Raw genomic sequence first — 14,720 nt, forward strand, 5'->3', positions numbered from 1 at the left:
CAACAAAAAGTCCGCACGGGTCGCCGGAAAATTTCCGGCGCCCCGTGCGGACTCTTCGCAGGCTAAACCCCGTTCAGCCCTGCGATCGTGCTACACGCCGTAGTAGAGCTCGAACTCATACGGGTTCGGGCGCAGCGAGAGGGGCTTGATTTCGTTTTCGTACTTGTACTCGATCCAGGTGTCGATCAGATCCTGCGTGAATACACCACCGGCCTGGAGGAACTCGTTGTCCTCGGCCAGTGCCGTCAGAGCTTCCTCGAGGGAGCCCGGAGCCTTCGGGATGTCCTTGGCTTCTTCGGCGGGGAGCTCGTAGAGGTCCTTGTCGATCGGAGCCGGCGGTTCAATGCGGTTGCGGATGCCGTCAATGCCGGCCATCAGCTGGGCCGCAAAAGCCAGGTACGGGTTGGATGACGGGTCCGGTGCACGGAACTCGATGCGCTTGGCCTTGGGGTTGGTACCCGTGATCGGGATACGGATACCGGCGGAGCGGTTGCCCTGCGAGTACACCATGTTCACCGGGGCCTCGAAACCCTTGACGAGGCGGCGGTAGGAGTTGACCGTGGGGTTGGTGAACGCCAGCACAGCTGAAGAGTGCTTCAGCAGGCCGCCGATGTACCAGCGGGCCATGTCGGACAGTCCTGCGTAGCCTTTTTCGTCGTAGAACAACGGGTCGCCGTTGTTCCACAGCGACTGGTGGCAGTGCATGCCCGAGCCGTTGTCACCGAAGACCGGCTTCGGCATGAACGTTACGGACTTGCCCCAGGCGTCCGCTGTGTTCTTGACGACGTACTTGAACTTCTGCAGGTCATCAGCGGCAGCGGTCAGCGTGGTGAACTTGTAGTTGATCTCAGCCTGGCCTGCGGAGCCCACCTCGTGGTGGCTGCGCTCGACCTCAAGGCCGGCCTCGTCCAGAGCGACACACATGGCGTCACGCAGGTCGGCCTGCTTGTCAGTCGGGGAAACCGGGAAGTAGCCGCCCTTGATGGGGGTCTTGTAGCCGAGGTTGCCGCCCTCTTCCTTGCGGCCCGTGTTCCAGTGAGCCTCTTCAGAATCGATCTTGTAGAAGCTGCCCTGGGGGGAGGACTCGTACTGAACATTGTCAAAGACAAAGAACTCGGCTTCAGGAGCGAAGAATGCGGTGTCCGCGATTCCGGTGGACGCGAGGTAGGCTTCAGCCTTCTCTGCAACGCCGCGGGGATCGCGGTGGTAGGGGTCGCCGGTGCGGGGGTTGACGATTGAGAAGTTCAGCGCGAGGGTCTTCTCCATGCGGAACGTGTCCAGGAATGCGGTGGTCACATCCGGGATGAGCTGCATGTCGGATTCCGCGATGCCCTGGAACCCGCGGATGGAGGATCCGTCGAAGAGCTGGCCGTTGACGAAGAAGTCCGCGTCAACGCTCTTGGCGGGCACGTTGAAGTGCTGCTGTACGCCAGGGAGATCGGTGAAGCGGATATCGACGAACTTAACCTCTTCGTCTTTGATGAACTTGAGGACTTCGTCCGCAGTCTTGAACATCTATGCTCCTTACGCATATGTAAATAACTGGCTTGGAAAGCCACGTGGTCCGGCGCAATCCGACAGCAGGGAAACACAAAGATTTCCCTGCGTTGTGGTCGCTAGCAACTGTTACCACCCTAAGGACATGGGATTTCCCCGCGGTGTCCGCATTGTTTCAGGCACGTTACAGAATGACCTGTTATGTAAACGCTAACCTGTGTCCACAGTGTGGTCTACCGGGTCCCACAGTGTGAACGCCGTGGAGTCGCTAAGCTTGGACTGTGGTAGATCGCAAAGACATCGGTTCGTGGCTGACAGGGCCGGATACTTCCGGCATCTCCAAATACCCTGGGGAGCGGCTGGGACTGCCGGAATCCGGCCCCGGATCCATTGCACGGGCCGGCCGCAGAATTCTGGCCATTCTTATCGACTGGGGCATTGCCGTGGTCATCAGCAACTTCGCCTTTGGTGGGAATTCCTGGGCCACACTGGCCGTCTTTGGCGCCGAGCAAATACTGTTGATCGGCACGTTGGGCTACAGCATCGGGCACCGTGTCCTGGGGATCCACGTTGTGCAGCTGGCCGGAGGACCGGCCGGACCGTTCGCTGCAGTGGTCCGCACCCTGCTGCTCTGCCTCGTCATTCCCGCCGTGATCTTTGATCCTGACCACCGAGGCGTTCATGACAAAGCCGTGAACACTGTGCTCGTTCGGATGTAGCTGGCGCAGGGCGTACTCGCCCGATGCCTGCGGTCTCAACGGCCGGGGCGTTGAGCCGTGGTATCTGGACGACGTCGCCTAGACACCTGCGGTGGCCGGAGGGGCCGGAATCGGCGTAGCACTGACCGCCAGGCAGTTCCGCTTCTCTGCCCAGCGTTCAAAAAGCACAGTGGCGAACGGGAAGATTGCCGAGATTCCCGCGAAGACGGCAACGCCGAAGAACGCTTCTGCGATAGCCAGAATCCGGAAAATCCGGATCATGGCAGACTTCGAGGAAGATTTCACGGGGGACTCCGGCTCACTGGATGGCGGTTGGGCGGCGGTGGTCTGACGACAAACGCCCCGGTTGCAGCCTGCTGGCCGGCACCGGGGCGTTTCAAAAAGTCCTAGCGTCCGCGCTGCGGGCGGGCCTTGTAGGGATCGATTCCCTTGGGGATGGGGAGACGGTTGCCAAGCGAGGAAATGCGCTTGGCAACGGCGCTGACCTCAATCTTGGTGAGCTCCTTGTCCAGCTTGCTCATTTTCTTGGCAACCTGGCTGATGGGGACCTGGCCCTCACCTCGACCGCTCTCGATCACATGAACGGTCACGTTGGGCAGGATGCGCGAGAGACGCTTGCGCTCCGCATCAACAAGCGGCTTGACCCTGTGCGTGGGGCCTTCGCTGACCAGCACGACGCCGGGCCGGCCAATGGCGCGGAACACGGCGTCCTGGGTGCGTGGGTTTACAGCGACAGGCTGGTCCTCGGTGATCCAGCCACGTTTGAGGGTCCCCAAGGCAGCGCCGGAGGCTCCTGGCTGGTTTTCGATCCGGGCGAATGCCGCCCGCTCCGCGCGGCGGGACAGAATCAGGGTGGCCGCGAGCAGCCCCAGCGGGATCCCGATGATCAGGCCCGTTACCCAGTTTTCCAAAAGGAAGCCCACCAGGAAGCTGACTGCCACTACGCCCAGGAACGCCAGAAGCATTAGCCATGGAACCATGGGATCGTGCCGGCGGGTCATCTGGAAGACCTCGGCGATCTGCTTCAGCCGGCTGGGCTTCTTGACCTTGGCTTCTTTGGGCTTGCGGGAGAAGAGGCCACGCTTCGGTGCATCGCTGGCTGCCGGAGTGGTGCTGCTGGAATCAGGGGAATTCGCCATAGTGCCTTAATTCTACGTGATTGATGGCGGAGGGCCGGACGCCGGACAGGCCGGGGTCCGGCCCTCCGCCGGGAAAACTCTAGTGATCTCTAGTGGTGTGCGCCGATGAGGGAACTGGCTTCCTGGCGTGTGGTGCCGGAGGACTCGATGTGTGCCAGATGGGCCGGGATTTCCAAACCCTTCTTGCGCATGGCTGTTGCCCACAGCCGCCCGGCACGGTACGAGGAGCGCACCAGTGGTCCGCTCATCACGCCGAGGAAGCCGATCTCGTCCGCTTCCTGCTGCAGGTCAACGAATTCCTGTGGCTTGACCCAGCGGTCCACCGGAAGGTGGCGTTCGCTCGGGCGCAGGTACTGGGTAATGGTGATGAGGTCACAGCCGGCGTCGTGCAGGTCCTGGAGTGCCTCGGAGATTTCTTCGCGCGTTTCACCCATGCCCAGGATCAGGTTGGATTTGGTCACCATGCCCAGATCGCGGCCCTGGGTGATGACGTCGAGCGAGCGGTCGTACCGGAACGCCGGGCGGATCCGCTTGAAGATGCGCGGGACGGTCTCGACGTTGTGGGCGAACACCTCCGGCTTCGAATCGCAGATGGCCTTGATATGTTCAGGTTTGCCGGAGAAGTCGGGGATAAGAAGTTCGACGCCGGTGCCCGGGTTCAGTTCGTGGATCTTGCGTACCGTTTCGGCGTAAAGCCAAACGCCCTCGTCTGCGAGGTCATCGCGTGCCACACCGGTGACAGTGGCGTAGCGCAGCTGCATGGCCTGTACGGAGCGGGCCACCTTGGTGGGCTCGAACACATCCACCGGGGACGGTTTGCCGGTATCAATCTGGCAGAAATCGCAGCGGCGCGTGCACTCAGAGCCGCCAATCAGGAACGTGGCTTCCTTGTCTTCCCAGCATTCAAAGATGTTGGGGCAACCGGCCTCTTCACACACGGTGTGGAGGCCTTCCTTTTTGACCAGATTCTTCATCTGGACATATTCAGGACCCATCTGGACCTTGGCCTTGATCCACTCCGGTTTACGCTCCACCGGGATCGCCGCATTGCGCTGCTCGATACGCAGCATTTTCCGGCCTTCTGGTGCCAGGGTCACAGTAGAGCTCCTTCGGGGGTCGCAACTAGGGCGTCTTCATTCTTGCGCAGTTCCTCGATGATCCGCGAAACGAGGTCTGCCGGTGCCACATCCTGGCCGGTTTCCCGGGTGATGGTGGTGACGCCCGCGTCAGTGATGCCACAGGCAATGATCTGCGCGTACGGGGCGAGATCGTTGTTGCAGTTGATGGCGAAACCGTGCATGGTGACGCCGTCGTGGACGCGGATCCCAATGGCAGCGATCTTGCGTGCCGGGCCGTTGTCGTCGTCGTTGATCCAGACGCCGGCTCGGCCCTTGATCCGCTCAGCGACAATGCCGTAGTCAGCCAGCACCGCGATTATCACGGCCTCGAGGCGTTCCACATAGTCACGGATCCCTGCCGGGTTCTTCAGCTTGATGATGGGGTAACCAACGAGCTGTCCCGGGCCGTGCCAGGTGAGTTTACCGCCACGATCCACCGCCACAACGGGTGTTCCGTCAAAAGGCCGTTCGTGGTCTTCGGTGCGTTTGCCTGCCGTGTACACAGCAGCGTGTTCAAGCAAAAGGACTGTACTGGGGGTCTTGCCTGCGACGACGTTGTCATGGATTTCGCGCTGGATGTCCCAGCCGCGCGTATATTCGACGAATTCCGGGGCAAGACCCAACTGGGAAAACTGAAGAGTCATGGCATCCAGCTTAGTCCCCGGCCGCCGTCGTCCCCGATTGTGTGCTGAAGCTCTCATTACCGTGACGTACATCCGCAGTCGGTATCCGCAGTCCTGCCTGTGGATAACTTCTGCCGGATCCGCCCGGATCCGATACTAGTTAAGCATGGAAAATTTCAGTCAGGCTGATCACCCGGAGGAACCGCCGGAGGCTCCCGGGTATGTTGTGGGCCGGCAACTCGGCCGGGGAGGTAGCGCAAGCGTCTGGCTGGCCACCGACGGCCAAACCCGAGAATACGCCCTTAAGTGTTTTACTCCCGGTGAGGACCGGCCGGATACGGCCACCGCAGAAGACGCCGTCCGCCGGGAAATCCGGATCATGTCAGTACTGGACCACCAGCACCTGGTGAAATCGCACCAAGTGGTCCGCCTCAGCGGGGCGGCAGACGGCAGGCTGGGACTGGTCATGGACTACGCGCCCGGCGGCTCGTTGGCACAGTTGCTTGCTACCAGGGGCAAACTGGGAATCGGCGAAACGGTGACAGTGCTGACCCCCATTGCACAGGTCCTTGCTTACCTCCACAGCCAGGGGTTCACGCACTCCGATGTATCCCCGGGGAACGTGCTTTTTACCGGGCACGGCAAGCCGCTGCTCGCCGATGTCGGTGTTGCCCGGATGGTTGGTGACGCCATGCCCGTTTCGGATCACGGCACCGTGGGTTTTATGGACCCATCACCCGTGGACGCTGTTCGGGCCGGGATTCAGCCCGAACGGGACGTCTATTCCGTGGCTGCGCTCGGCTGGTACTGCCTCACTGGCCGGATTCCGGGACTGGCCGCCGACAGGCCGCCGCTGTCGCTGCTGGTACCGGAGGTGCCGGCGGAACTTGGCGCGGCGCTGGAAGCAGGCCTCAGCGAGGACCGGAGGCTTCGGCCCTCAGCGACGGAACTGGCCACCGCCATCTACCGTAGCGCCAGCCCGGAAGCAGTGGACCTGTCCGGATCCGTGCATCCCACGGTGATGCCTGAGTTGCTGACCAGAAGGCATACGCCCCCGCGCGCCGCAGGGCGGGAAAAACTCCGGGGGTGGGGCAGGCGGATCGTTACATCGCGGTTGCCAGGGCTCTTCCGGTCCCGTCCGCCCGGTTCGGGCTCCGCCCACAGCCACGGCCACAGCCACGGCGCGCCCGGCACCCGGATTGTGCCGCCGGCCCACGTGGGCGTCCGGCGCCGGGCACTCCGGGCCGCAGCAGCAAGGCCGCCGCGGAATGGCAAGGCAGGCACGATGGTTGCCGCTGCCCTGGGAATAGCGTTGGTTGCCGTCTGGTGGATGACGGGACAGCCGTCGCCTGAAACGGTATTCAGTACCCCGGCTGCTGCGACCGGGAGCGATGCTCTCCAGCGGGAGGCCGACGGCGATGTCCCGGCTGCCGTACGCCGGCAGCTGCTATCCGCGGACCCGGGGGAAGCGGCCCAGGGGCTGGCATGGCTCCGTTCCACGGCTTTCAGCTCCGGACGGCTGGATCTCTTGGATGAGGTGAATGTCCGGGACTCGCCGGCCGCTTCCGCTGACCTCAAGATCAGCTCCAGGCTTCGCGAATCTGGCCACGTGCTCGCCGGATTCACCACCACGCTGGCCGGTATGGAAACCCGCCCGGAAAGCACGGCGGAGCGGACCGTGGTGGGCGTCACCTCATCTACGTCCGCATATGAGGAAAAGAATGCAGCCGGCACGGTGGTGGCCACGGGCCCTGCGGCCGCCGTTCAGGGTTTGCGGCTGGTGCTTGCGCCGGTGGACGGCGTCTGGCGCATCGTGGAAATCTTGCCCGCTCATTAGCTCTTCTCGTCAGGGCCTGCGGCTACGCGCTACTGGCTGAGGCAACCCAGGCGGCTGCCTCGTGAACTGAGGAATGTTCCCAACGGAACCCGGCCTCAGCCAACAAGGAGGGTTCCATCCGCTGGCTTGCGAGCAGCAGTTCGTCAGCCAGTTGGCCCATCACCAACCGCAGCACAGGCGCGGGAACCCGGAAGACGGCCGGCCTGTGAAGCGCCGCAGCCAGTTGCGCCACCAAGGAGTTCACATCCGCATCCTCCGGGGCGCAGACGTTTACCGGGCCTGTCACAGGAGCAGTCAGGAGGAATCCGAAAGCTGCCGAGACATCCTCAAGGGAAATCCATGGCCAGTACTGACGGCCGTTCCCCAGCGGCCCGCCAATACCGAGCCTGAGCAGAGGCAACAACCTGCCCAGGGCTCCGCCTGATGGAGCCAGCACCACGCCTGTGCGGGGCGTCACCACGCGGACTCCGGCGGGTGCCTGGTGTGCAGCGGCCTCCCATTCGCGGCAGAGCCGGGCGAGAGTTCCCGTGCCGGGCGGTGAATTCTCTCGGAGGACAGCTGCCCCGGAATTCCCGTAGTAGCCGGAGGCGGACTGGCTGATGAAGACCGGTGGTGGCACCTCCAGCTTTTTCATGGCGTCCGTCAGGGTCCGGGTGGCATCCAGCCTTGACCGGAAGAGAACGCCCACGCGGCTGCGGGTCCAGGGTCGGTCGCCGATGCCGGCACCTGAAAGATTAATGACGGCGTCCGCATCCTGGAGCACTGCCGCGTCCAGCTGATGCGCTGCCGGGTCCCACCGGACTTCCGCGGTCGACGCCGGCGGGCGCCTGGCCAGGGCCACCACGTCGTGGCCCTGGTCGCGCAGCCTTGCAGAGATGCCCGTTCCAATGAGTCCGGAGGCGCCGGCTATGACGATTCGCATGATCCATCTCACCATGCCCGGCACAGCGGCGGAACCTCCCTGCTGCTCCGGGGACTTTGACTATGATCGAACGATGACTTCTTCGAGCTACTTCCGATTCCCGCATCTGCACGGCGATCTGGTCACTTTTGTGGCCGAGGACGACGTCTGGATTGCGCCGGTCAGCGGCGGCCGCGCCTGGCGGGTCTCCTCGCTTCAGTTGCCAGCCCGCAACCCCCGTTTCACTCCCGACGGCAAACGGCTGGTCTGGACGGTTATCCAGGGGACTTCACCTGAAGTGGTGGCGGCGGATGTGGACGGCGGCGCATACCGTCAGCTGACCTACTTCGGGCATGGCACCACCAAGGTCAAGGGCTTCACCGCAGCCGGAGATGTGATTGTCACCAGCGCCTTCCGGCAGGCGGAAAGCCGTCATACGCACGCCTATAGCGTTCCTGTTGACGGCGGCTGGGCAGAAGAGCTTCCGTTCGGGCCGGTGGAATCCGTCGCATTCGGCCCGGAAATCGGCGATGAGCGCCCCGTGGTTCTGTCCAGTGTGCTCTCCCGCGAACCGGCTTGGTGGAAGCGGTACCGCGGCGGAACGGCCGGGAAGCTGTGGATCGACTCGGACGGCAACGGGGAATTCAGCCGGTTGCTTCCGGATCTGGACGGTAACCTTGCGGATCCCATGTGGATAAGTGGCCGGATTGCATTCCTGTCCGATCATGAGGGCTACGGGAACCTTTATTCCGTCCTGCCTGATGGCACCGGGCTACGTCGGCACACCGACCATGAGGACTTCTACGTCCGTCACGCTGCTACCGACGGCCAGCGGGTGGTCTTCGAATCCGCCGGCGAGCTGTGGATCATGCACGGCCTGGAGTCCGCGGCGGTCAAGCTGGACATTTCGCTGGGATCAGCGTCCCAAGCCCGGAGGGCGACGCTTCTGCAGACGGCGAAGCACCTCGGCGGAGCCTTTCCGGACAACACCGGATCCGCGAGTGCCATTGAAGCCCATGGGACTATTCATTGGCTGCGGCACAAGGATGGACCGTCGCGCGTGGTGGAAGCCACGCCTGGGGTCCGTGCGCGTCTGCCGCGGCCTCTGACCGGCGGCCGGATCGCCTACATTGCCGACCACAACGGCGTGGAGGCGCTCTGCATCAAGGAGATCGCCGGGCCAGTTCCCGGTGTCCAGATTCCGGCACGTGTCGCCGAAAAGCCCCGGGGGGACGAATCAGCGGTTGCGCTGCCCAAGCCGGTGCCGGCAGCAGGGCAGCAAGGGGCCGGCGTCGAAGTTCCGGTGCACGACGACTCCGGGGCAGATGTGGTCCCGGCTCCGGCTGACGCTACACAGGCCAGCGCTGCGAAGGACACGTCCATCCGGATCAGTTTCCCCAAGCCGTCCAGAGCAAGCGCTATGGAAGCCAGCCCGGACGGTCAATGGCTGGCAGTGGGAACCGCATTCGGAGACATCTATGTTGCGGACACCCGGACCGGCGGGATTTCTCTGGTGACGAGCATTGGCGAAGGCACCATCGCGGATCTCTGCTGGTCCCCGGACTCCGAATGGCTGGGCTGGGCCGAACCGGTGACGTCCTTCGGGTCACGCAGCAGGCTGCGGATCGTCAAGGTGGCAGATCAGGGCGGTCAAGTCATTGACGTTACCGATGGCCGATTCTGCGACCAGTCGCCGTCTTTCACACCCGACGGCAAGTTCCTGGCATTCCTTTCCAACCGCAGTTTCGATCCGGTTTACGACGGACATTCCTTCGATCTCTCTTTCCCTAGCCCCATCAAGCCGTACCTGGTTGCGCTGGCAGCGGACACGCCGTCGCCGTTTGGTCCGAGCGTTGGCCTTCAGGACGAAGCGGACGACGCCGTGGAAAACTCTGACGGTGGCAACGAGTCAGTGCCCACCCGTACACCTGCCAAGACGGCGGTTCCGGCCGTCAGCGTGGACGCTGAAGGACTGGCGCACCGCGTTATCAGTGTTCCCGTACCGCAGGGTAATTACGAGTCGCTGTCCGCAACGGACGGTGCGCTGCTGTGGCTGGACAGCGCCCTTGCCGGTGTCACCGGAGACGGCAGGGCCAGCCTGGAGGAGAAGGACGCGCCGCCCCGCCTGATCCGGTTCGACATCGAAAAACGGAAGTCCATCACCCTTGTGGAGGAGCTGGACAGCTACCGTGTCTCCGGCGACGGCAAACAGATTGTGCTGATCCATAACAAACAGGTCCGCGCGGTCCCGGCCGGCTCCAAAGCCCTTGAAGACTCCGGCACCCTGGTCAAGGTCGATCTTGGCCGCATCCGCGTCATGATGGATCCGCTCAGTGTCTGGGGCCAGGCCTTCGATGAAGCGTGGAGGCTGCAGCGTGACTTCTTCTGGACTGAGGACATGGCGGGCCAGGACTGGGAATCCATCCATAAACGCTACCGGCCGCTGGTGGACCGGCTCGGGTCGCACGATGACCTGGTGGACCTGCTCTGGGAACTGCACGGTGAGCTGGGAACATCGCACGCGTACGTACGTCCGGCGGCGGTAACGGAAAACGGCAGCAACGGCCAGGGCAGGCTCGGCGCCGATCTGGCGTTCACTGCGCAGGGCTGGGAGATCACCCGGATCCTGGCAGGGGAATCCTCCGACCCGCTGGCCACCTCACCCCTGACGCGTCCCGGAGCGGATGCAAAGGCAGGCGATATCCTGCTGGCGATAGACGGAGTGCAGCTCTCTGATGCCCTGACCCCGGCCATGCAGCTGGTGGGTGCCGCCGGCCGTGCCGTGGAACTGACCCTGCGGAACGGCAAAGGCCATGGATCCGCAAGGGGCTTCCAGCGGCGCATTGCAGTGATCCCGGCCAAGGACGAGGAACGTCTCCGGTATCAGGAGTGGGTGGGCGCCAACCGGCGTACCGTCAGGGAAGCCTCTGACGGTAAGTACGGATACCTCCACATCCCGGACATGATGGCTAACGGCTGGGCACAACTGCACCGTGACCTCGACACCGAAACAGCTTTGGACGGGCTGATCGTGGATGTGCGGCGGAACCGGGGTGGACATACTTCCCAGCTTGTTGCCGAACTGATCGGCCGCAAAGTGACTGGCTGGAGCATGCCCCGTGGCGAAAGGCCACGGACCTACCCTCATCACGCGCCCCGTGGTCCTGTCATCATCCTTGCCGACGAATTCGCCGGCTCCGACGGCGACATCATCACCCAGGTCTCGAAACTTCGGGGAATCGGTCCGGTGATCGGCACCCGGACGTGGGGCGGTGTCGTCGGAATCGACAACCGCTTCACGCTTGCCGACGGAACAGGCGTGACCCAGCCGCGCTACGCCACCTGGTTCAGCGGGGGAGTGGGCTGGGGCGTGGAGAACTTCGGTGTTGAGCCGGACATTGAAGTGGCGTTCCCGCCGCATGCCTACGCGGCCGGCCGGGATCCGCAGCTGGAATACGGAATCGGGGCGCTCAAGGAAATGATCCAGGAGCTACCGACGGACAGGCCGCCGGCCCGGGAAGGCTACCGGCGGCTGCTGCCTGCCCCGCTGCCGGAACGCCGGCACACGGACTGAGCCCAGGCCGGCCGGCCAAGCATAAAGGCCCCGCTCCCGCCGCATAGGCGGCAGGGCGGGGCCTTCTGCGTCAGCTGTGAACCCGTCGGTATGTGCCGATGTCAGGCTTCCAGCCGGCAGCAGCTAGGAAGCCAGCGTGGCTTCCAAGGTGATTTCAATGCTGGCCAGGGCGCCGGAGACGGGGCAGCCGGTCTTGGCTTCGCCGGCGATGCGCTGGAAGTCCTCTTCCGAGATACCGGGGATCCTGGCGTTCACCGTCAGGTGGCTGCCGGTGATGCCGGTGCCGGGCTTGAAGGTGACGTCTGCCTTGGTGTGTACCTCGTCCGGCGTGTGGCCGGCCTGTGCCAGCATATTGCTGAAGGCCATGGAGAAGCAGGCTGAATGTGCCGCGGCAATCAGCTCTTCGGGGCTGGTCTTGCCCCCGGCGGCTTCGGTGCGCGCTTTCCACGTCACATCAAATGTGCCCAGGCCGGAGCTGTCCAGCGTCGTGTTGCCCGAACCTTCCGTCAGGTTGCCGCTCCATACAGTGTGTGCGGTGCGTGTTGCTGCCATGTCCACTCCTCAATGTTGATTCGAATCAGGGATCCGGCCGCTGCCCGATCCCTGCCGGGTTCAATCCTATGGACTCCCCGGTGTCCTTGCACAGAGTGTCCGCTCTGAGGGGATTATGACCACAACAACTGTGGCCATGGAAAACGAACATCCGGACCATGGCCCATATCCCGGCGCCCGCACGCCTCCAGTATGGTCAATGCCGCTGATGCTGAACAGCTCGCGGCGTTCTGGTCGGCTCTGCCGGGATCGCAGGTCGCTGCTCGTTTCGGCCAGTTCGTCTGGCTTGCCCGCCGCTGCGGGCGCCCCGCATTTGGGGTTCCAGCAGGTGGCCGAACCTACCCCGGGGCGGCGACGGCTCCACCTTGACACTCATGGAGGACGACGACGGCGACGCGCCCTCGCAGGGCGCGTCGCCGTCGTCTGTTCTCCAGGGGGCTGATGCCGGTGGTCAGTTCCAGAGTGTCGCGATGGCCACGTTCAGCAGGGCCAGTCCGCCAACACTGTGTGCGAGTCCTTTGCTGATGTCCTCGCCCTTTTTGTACTTGCGCATGCCCATAAACGCCAGGACGCCCACAGCGAGGGCAATCGCGAATTTGATCCCGAGTTTGAAGTAATTTGCCTCCATGCCGAGCGCTGGAATGAGGCCCATCATCACGATGCCAGTGATGATCTGGAGCACGGCACCGTCGAACTGGCGGGGGTGGACGGTGGGCTTCTTCATGTTGCCGATCCAGATGCCGACGATCATGGCAGCGCCGACGATGTGCAGGAAGACCATGATGTGGTAAACGATGTTCATGGCAATAGTCTAGCCAGACCTTTCTACGCTTCGTAGTAAGCCCCGCTGGAAGGCCCACCGGCGATTCGCAACCAGCACAAACGACGACGGCGGCGCCGGCTTTCCGGTGGTTTCCCACCGGTGCCTGCACCGCCGTCGTTGGTGAAACTGCTGGAGCTTAGAGCCCCAGATCTGCCTCGAAGGCGCCTTCTTCAAGGCGTGCCTTCAGCGTCTGCAGGAAGCGGCCGGCATCGGCGCCGTCAACCAGACGGTGATCGTACGTCAGGGAGAGGTACATCATGGAGCGGATGGCCAGTGAGTCGTCACCGTTTTCGTCCGTGACAACCACCGGACGCTTCACGATTGCACCGGTTCCCAGAATGCCGACCTGGGGCTGGTTGATGATCGGAGTGTCGAACAGTGCGCCGACTGAACCGATATTGGTGATGCTGAACGTTCCGCCGGAGAGTTCGTCCGGTCCGATTTTGCCCTTGCGGGTGCGCTCTGCGACGTCGGCGATCTTACCGGCCAGGCCCGCAAGATTGAGGTTGCCGGCATCGGTAACCACCGGGACCAGCAGGCCCTTGTCCGTGTCCACGGCAATCGCAAGGTGTTCCGCGTTGTGGTAGGTGATTTCCTGCTTGTCTTCGTCGTAGGCGGCGTTGACTTTAGGGTGCTGTTTCAGGGCCTCGGCAACGGCCTTGGCGATGAAGGGCAGGAAGGTCAGCTTGACGCCGTTCTGGGCGAGGAAGGAGTTCTTGGCCTTGAGACGGAGTTTGGCGACCTTGGTCATGTCCACTTCGTGGACCTGGGTCAGCTGGGTGGAGGTGTCCAGGGACTCCCGCATGCGGCGGGCAATGACCTGGCGGATGCGGGGAGCCTTTTGCACGGTGCCGCGCAGTGAGGATTCAGCCGTGGCGGCCGAAGGTGCGGGAGCCGCCGACTGTGACGGAGCTGCCGACCGTGGCGCCGGTGCTGCCGCTGCCGGAGCTGCCTTGGCTTCGGCTGCGGCCAGAACGTCCTGCTTCCGGATCCGGCCACCTACACCGGTACCGCTGAGCGAGGAAATGTCCACACCCTGCTGGTTGGCAAGCTTGCGGACAAGGGGAGTGACATAGCCCGACTCGGTGCCGGCTGCAGCAGCCGGTGCGGCGGCGGCAGGTTCAGCTGCCGGTGCCGAAGGAGCTGCGGCTACAGGAGACTCGGCCGGAGCGGCAGCGGGAGCTTCCTGCTTGGGCTCAGCAGCAGGCGCCGGTTGTGCCGGTGCGGGCTGAGCAGGCGCTGCGGCGCCGGATCCGATAACAGCGAGGACGGAGCCCACCTCGGCGGTTTCGTCTTCATTGACGCGGATTTCCTGCAGGATGCCTGCCACGGGGGACGGGATCTCGGTGTCCACCTTGTCGGTGGAAACCTCCAGCAGCGGCTCGTCAACGGCCACGGTGTCGCCTACGGCCTTCAGCCAGCGGGTGACAGTTCCCTCAGTGACGCTCTCACCGAGGGCAGGAAGGGTCACATCGTGGCTCTCACCGCCGGCATCTGCAGGTGCCACCTCAGAAGCGGGTGCCTGTTCGGCAGCCGGAGCTGCCGTGACCTGCTCGGCAGTCGGTGCGGCGTCTGCTGGTGCCTCTGCTTCGGGCTTCTCTTCTGCGGGAGCAGATTGGGGGGCAGCAGGGGTCTCCGGGGCAGCCGATGAACCCGAGCCATCACCGATGCGTACCAAGGGAGCGCCTACTTCGGCAGTCTCATCTTCGGCGACGAGGATTTCCTCGATGATGCCGGCAATCGGAGAGGGGATTTCGGTGTCTACTTTGTCGGTGGATACCTCGAGCAGCGGCTCGTCCACCTCTACCCGGTCACCTACTTGCTTGAGCCAGCGGGTGACAGTTCCTTCGGTGACGCTCTCACCGAGGGCGGGCAAGTTAACGGATTCAGACATGTCGTCCCCGTTCTCCTTATTGATCTTTAGTGCGGATGATTGC

Annotated in this window: 12 protein-coding genes; 3 read left to right on the forward strand and 9 right to left on the reverse strand. The window is 63.5% G+C overall.

Translation table 11 applies throughout. From position 1 onward, the window contains the following. Positions 1-90 precede the first annotated feature (90 nt). Complete coding sequence (gene glnA / locus ACQCST_RS09365) at positions 91-1,515, reverse strand: type I glutamate--ammonia ligase (RefSeq protein ID WP_426998983.1); 1,425 nt, start codon at positions 1,513-1,515, stop codon at positions 91-93. Between the two features lie 263 nt (positions 1,516-1,778). Here glnA and ACQCST_RS09370 point away from each other — a divergent pair, with 263 nt between their 5' ends. Continuing rightward, positions 1,779-2,216 (forward strand): RDD family protein, encoded by a 438-nt coding sequence (locus tag ACQCST_RS09370; RefSeq protein WP_426998984.1) that lies wholly within the window; start codon positions 1,779-1,781, stop codon positions 2,214-2,216. Positions 2,217-2,294: 78 nt separating this feature from the next. On the opposite strand, the gene ACQCST_RS09375 is transcribed toward ACQCST_RS09370, so the two are convergent. From ACQCST_RS09375 to lipB, 4 genes are all read right to left on the reverse strand, one after another. After that, complete coding sequence (locus ACQCST_RS09375; protein ID WP_426998985.1) at positions 2,295-2,501, reverse strand: hypothetical protein; 207 nt, start codon at positions 2,499-2,501, stop codon at positions 2,295-2,297. A 101-nt stretch (positions 2,502-2,602) separates the two neighbouring features. Beyond that, positions 2,603-3,355 (reverse strand): DUF4191 domain-containing protein, encoded by a 753-nt coding sequence (locus tag ACQCST_RS09380; protein ID WP_426998986.1) that lies wholly within the window; start codon positions 3,353-3,355, stop codon positions 2,603-2,605. 89 nt (positions 3,356-3,444) lie between these two features. After that, the gene (gene lipA, locus ACQCST_RS09385) at positions 3,445-4,452 is read right to left on the reverse strand and encodes a lipoyl synthase (protein WP_426998987.1); all 1,008 of its coding nucleotides are present in this window, start codon (positions 4,450-4,452) and stop codon (positions 3,445-3,447) included. Beyond that, positions 4,449-5,117, reverse strand: a complete 669-nt coding sequence (lipB, locus tag ACQCST_RS09390) for a lipoyl(octanoyl) transferase LipB (RefSeq protein ID WP_426998988.1) — start codon at positions 5,115-5,117, stop codon at positions 4,449-4,451. Before lipB ends, lipA begins: the two co-directional genes overlap by 4 nt. 145 nt (positions 5,118-5,262) lie before the next feature. On the opposite strand from lipB, the gene ACQCST_RS09395 reads away from it, so the two are divergent. Continuing rightward, entirely contained in the window at positions 5,263-6,933 is a 1,671-nt protein-coding gene (locus ACQCST_RS09395) for a protein kinase domain-containing protein (protein WP_426998989.1), read from the forward strand. Between the two features lie 22 nt (positions 6,934-6,955). Here the strand turns inward: ACQCST_RS09395 and ACQCST_RS09400 are convergent, their stop codons facing one another. Next, positions 6,956-7,855 (reverse strand): TIGR01777 family oxidoreductase, encoded by a 900-nt coding sequence (locus ACQCST_RS09400; protein ID WP_426998990.1) that lies wholly within the window; start codon positions 7,853-7,855, stop codon positions 6,956-6,958. A 73-nt stretch (positions 7,856-7,928) separates the two neighbouring features. Between ACQCST_RS09400 and ACQCST_RS09405 the strand changes: the two genes are divergently transcribed. Further along, entirely contained in the window at positions 7,929-11,408 is a 3,480-nt protein-coding gene (locus ACQCST_RS09405) for a S41 family peptidase (RefSeq protein WP_426998991.1), read from the forward strand. 123 nt (positions 11,409-11,531) lie between these two features. On the opposite strand, the gene ACQCST_RS09410 is transcribed toward ACQCST_RS09405, so the two are convergent. The 3 genes from ACQCST_RS09410 to sucB all read right to left on the reverse strand — a co-directional run bounded on the left by ACQCST_RS09410 (position 11,532) and on the right by sucB (position 14,677). After that, positions 11,532-11,960, reverse strand: coding sequence for an OsmC family protein (locus tag ACQCST_RS09410; protein ID WP_426998992.1), 429 nt, complete (start codon positions 11,958-11,960; stop codon positions 11,532-11,534). 451 nt (positions 11,961-12,411) lie between these two features. Further along, the gene (locus ACQCST_RS09415; RefSeq protein ID WP_426998993.1) at positions 12,412-12,762 is read right to left on the reverse strand and encodes a hypothetical protein; all 351 of its coding nucleotides are present in this window, start codon (positions 12,760-12,762) and stop codon (positions 12,412-12,414) included. Positions 12,763-12,919: 157 nt separating this feature from the next. Continuing rightward, a complete protein-coding gene (sucB, locus tag ACQCST_RS09420) occupies positions 12,920-14,677 on the reverse strand; it encodes a 2-oxoglutarate dehydrogenase, E2 component, dihydrolipoamide succinyltransferase (protein ID WP_426998994.1) in 1,758 nt (585 codons plus the stop codon). Positions 14,678-14,720 lie beyond the last annotated feature (43 nt).

It is taken from the genome of Pseudarthrobacter sp. N5 (assembly GCF_050157035.1).
GTDB lineage: Bacteria > Actinomycetota > Actinomycetes > Actinomycetales > Micrococcaceae > Arthrobacter.

Excerpts from the sequence above, each read along its gene's own strand:
- sucB (WP_426998994.1), bottom strand. The coding sequence starts at position 14,677 with ATGTCTGAATCCGTTAACTTGCCCGCCCTCGGTGAGAGCGTCACCGAA.
- glnA (WP_426998983.1), bottom strand. The coding sequence starts at position 1,515 with ATGTTCAAGACTGCGGACGAAGTCCTCAAGTTCATCAAAGACGAAGAG.
- ACQCST_RS09400 (WP_426998990.1), bottom strand. The coding sequence starts at position 7,855 with ATGCGAATCGTCATAGCCGGCGCCTCCGGACTCATTGGAACGGGCATC.
- lipB (WP_426998988.1), bottom strand. The coding sequence starts at position 5,117 with ATGACTCTTCAGTTTTCCCAGTTGGGTCTTGCCCCGGAATTCGTCGAA.
- ACQCST_RS09405 (WP_426998991.1), top strand. The coding sequence starts at position 7,929 with ATGACTTCTTCGAGCTACTTCCGATTCCCGCATCTGCACGGCGATCTG.
- ACQCST_RS09395 (WP_426998989.1), top strand. The coding sequence starts at position 5,263 with ATGGAAAATTTCAGTCAGGCTGATCACCCGGAGGAACCGCCGGAGGCT.
- ACQCST_RS09380 (WP_426998986.1), bottom strand. The coding sequence starts at position 3,355 with ATGGCGAATTCCCCTGATTCCAGCAGCACCACTCCGGCAGCCAGCGAT.
- ACQCST_RS09415 (WP_426998993.1), bottom strand. The coding sequence starts at position 12,762 with ATGAACATCGTTTACCACATCATGGTCTTCCTGCACATCGTCGGCGCT.
- ACQCST_RS09410 (WP_426998992.1), bottom strand. The coding sequence starts at position 11,960 with ATGGCAGCAACACGCACCGCACACACTGTATGGAGCGGCAACCTGACG.